The organism is Ruminococcus sp. CAG:379 (genome assembly GCF_000434255.1).
GTDB lineage: Bacteria > Bacillota > Clostridia > Oscillospirales > Ruminococcaceae > Ruminococcus_F > Ruminococcus_F champanellensis.
In genome coordinates this window covers 1-2,734 of sequence record NZ_FR894926.1, presented here as the reverse complement: position 1 = coordinate 2,734, position 2,734 = coordinate 1, and the positions used below count along the sequence as shown (strand labels likewise).

Genomic DNA, 2,734 nt, shown 5'->3' with positions numbered 1-2,734 from the left:
GCTTGCTGCCACAGATGGTGCTGCGGCTGGTGTTGATGGTGATCACGTCCCCGGTGACGTAGTTGCCGTATTCGTTGGTCTGGTTGATCCGCTCCAGCGCCAGCCAGTTGCCCACATCGTCCCAGCCGAAGCTTGCGGACAGGGTGTAGATATGCTCCGCCTTTTCCATCACCCCGAAGTCGATGGATTCGGAGGGGAATGCGGCGAACTGATCGTGGAGCACCTGGTCAAAGGACGGGGTGCCGTATGCTTCGGTCATGGCGTCCATGCCCGTGTACAGCTCCGGCATCAGCTTCCGGAAATTCCCGGTGATGGTGGAGACCTTCCACACGAACATGCCGCTGTTCCACAGATACTTCCGGGAGGCAAGGTAACTCTTTGCGGTGTCCAGATCCGGCTTTTCCACAAAGCAGTCCACCTGGTACACGCCGCCGGGCAGATCCTCCCCGCCCCGCTGGAATTTGATGTAGCCGTAGCCGGTTTCCGGATAGGTGGGGGTGATGCCGATGGTCACCAGATTGTCCCCCTGCTCTGCCACCCGGATGGCTTGCTTTAAGGTGTCCGTGTACATTTCCTCATACTGGATCAGATGATCCGAGGGCAGCACCAGCATCACAGCGTCCTCATACTTCTTCCGGATCACCGCTGCCGCCAGAGCGATACAGGGGGCGGTGTTCCGTGCCATGGGCTCCGCCAGGATGTTTTCCTGGGGCAGTTGGGGAAGCTGCTCATGAACGAGCTGCTTGTAGGCGGCGTTGGTCACCACGAAAATATCCTCCGTTTCCACCAGGGGCGCCAGCCGCTTGATGGTTTTCTGGATCATGGTCTCCCCGTCGCTGGTCAGGGACAAAAACTGCTTGGGCAGGTTGGTGCGGCTCTTGGGCCAGAAGCGTTCGCCTCTGCCTCCTGCCATAATGACTGCGGTTGTTTTCATGCTCTGCTGCGGCGATTCCGCCGCGCTCCTTTCCTTCGGCGGTCTGTTCCCTCTCCGGACAGTGCCGCCTTCGATTTCCGGTTATTGCTGTTCCCGGTCCGTTTTATGTGCATCCCTTGCAGGAAGAATGTGTCGCTTTTCATTGGTGTTGCCGGGGAGGATCATGGTCTTGATGGTCATCAGAATGATCCGCAGATCCATCAGCATGGAGTAATGCTCAATATACATCAGATCCATTTTCAGCTTGTCAAAGGGCACAGTATCGTATACACCCGTCACCTGGGCATAGCCCGTCAGCCCTGCCTTTACCTTCAGCCGATAGCGGAATTCCGGCATATCCCGGCAGTATTCCTCCGTCAGCTCCGGACGCTCCGGCCGGGGGCCTACCACGGACATTTCCCCCTTGAGGATGTTGATGAGCTGGGGCAGCTCGTCCAGCCGGCACTTCCGCAGGAATTTTCCCACCGGCGTGATCCGGTCGTCATCCTCTCCTGCAAGCCGGGGCTTGCCGTCCTTTTCTGCGTCTGCGATCATGCTGCGGAATTTCAGCACCCGGAAGGGCTTGCCGTCCTTGGTGAGCCGGGTCTGGGCGTAGAAAATGCTGCCGCCGTCGTAGCATTTGACCGCCAGTGCGCAGACCAGCATCACCGGAGAAAGCAGGATCAGTCCCACAAGGCTTGCGCAGATGTCAAAGGTACGCTTTGCAAGCCGCTGCTCAAAGGTCAGACCATAATTCCGGCACAGCAGCAGGGGGGAATCAAAGAGCCGGATATCCTCCGCCCCCCGGAGAATAATATCGGAGATTTTCGGGGCGATATACGCCCGGGTGGAGGTCTCAAAGCAGTATTTCACCAGATCGTTCCGCTCCGCCCCGGCGATGTCACAGATAATGACCCCTTCAAACCGGCGCATTTCCTGCTTGATCCGATCCAGCCCTGCCTCGATGCTGATGGACTCACAGATCATATACTTGTCCACCCGCTCACTCATTTTCATGACCAGCTGGGCGGCGGACTGACTGCCGTAGACGATGATGAGCCGCCGTGGGGGATACAGCCAGAAGTAGAACCGGTTGGACAGCACCGCCCAGCAGATCAGCAGTACCAGGTCGATGAGCGTCATCCACAAAAGGGGCTTCACCGGCATCAGGTGTCTGCCGATCAGGCTGATCTGAAAATAAGTAATGGCGTTCACAAACCCCAGGGATAAAATCTGGGAGTAGAGCATATCTCCCCGCTTCAGATACCCCACCTTATACCCCCCGGAGGCTTTGAGAATAATCAAAAACAGCACCGCATAGATCAGCACCAGTACCCAGTTGCCCCGCCGGTAAAAGGGCAGAGCGATCACGTCGCTGTATGCAGTGTACCATGTAAATGCAAATTCCAGCGTCAGCAGCGCAACGATGATGAGCGTGGAAAAAAAGTAAACGATCCGTTTGTATTGTTCCCGATTGTTCATATATCCTGTTTGACGTCCAAGCGTCAAGCTCCTGTTTCTTTTTTGGAAGCCTATGGGCAGTTGTGAGCATACCCATATTTATTTCATTGTATCAAAAAATCCCTTACACGTCAAGACAAATACACGAAAAAGCCGTGATTAAAAGAATGTTCCCCGATTCTTAACAGAATCCGATTCAAACCGCACAAAACCGGGAAGAATGGGGATGAAATCCTGTGGATTCTGCCGGTGAAATATGGCTCTTTTATCTTGCAGCCATTTCCTCCGGGGTGGCTTATCTTCCAGTTTTGCCCTTTGGTGACCGTTTGCTTTTGTGTTGTCTTTTATGCTCTGCGTGCT

At 55.2% G+C, this 2,734-nt stretch carries 3 protein-coding genes; all 3 read right to left on the bottom strand.

Going from position 1 to position 2,734, the window contains the following annotated elements:
* A partial coding sequence (locus QVO51_RS10240; RefSeq protein WP_288168176.1) for a mannose-1-phosphate guanylyltransferase occupies window positions 1–934 on the bottom strand: 934 nt, incomplete at its 3' end.
* An 81-nt stretch (window positions 935–1,015) separates the two neighbouring features.
* A complete protein-coding gene (locus QVO51_RS10235) occupies window positions 1,016–2,395 on the bottom strand; it encodes a sugar transferase (protein ID WP_022358311.1) in 1,380 nt (459 codons plus the stop codon).
* A 138-nt stretch (window positions 2,396–2,533) separates the two neighbouring features.
* Window positions 2,534–2,734 (bottom strand): hypothetical protein (locus tag QVO51_RS10230; protein ID WP_288168174.1); only part of this gene is annotated, 201 nt, incomplete at its 5' end.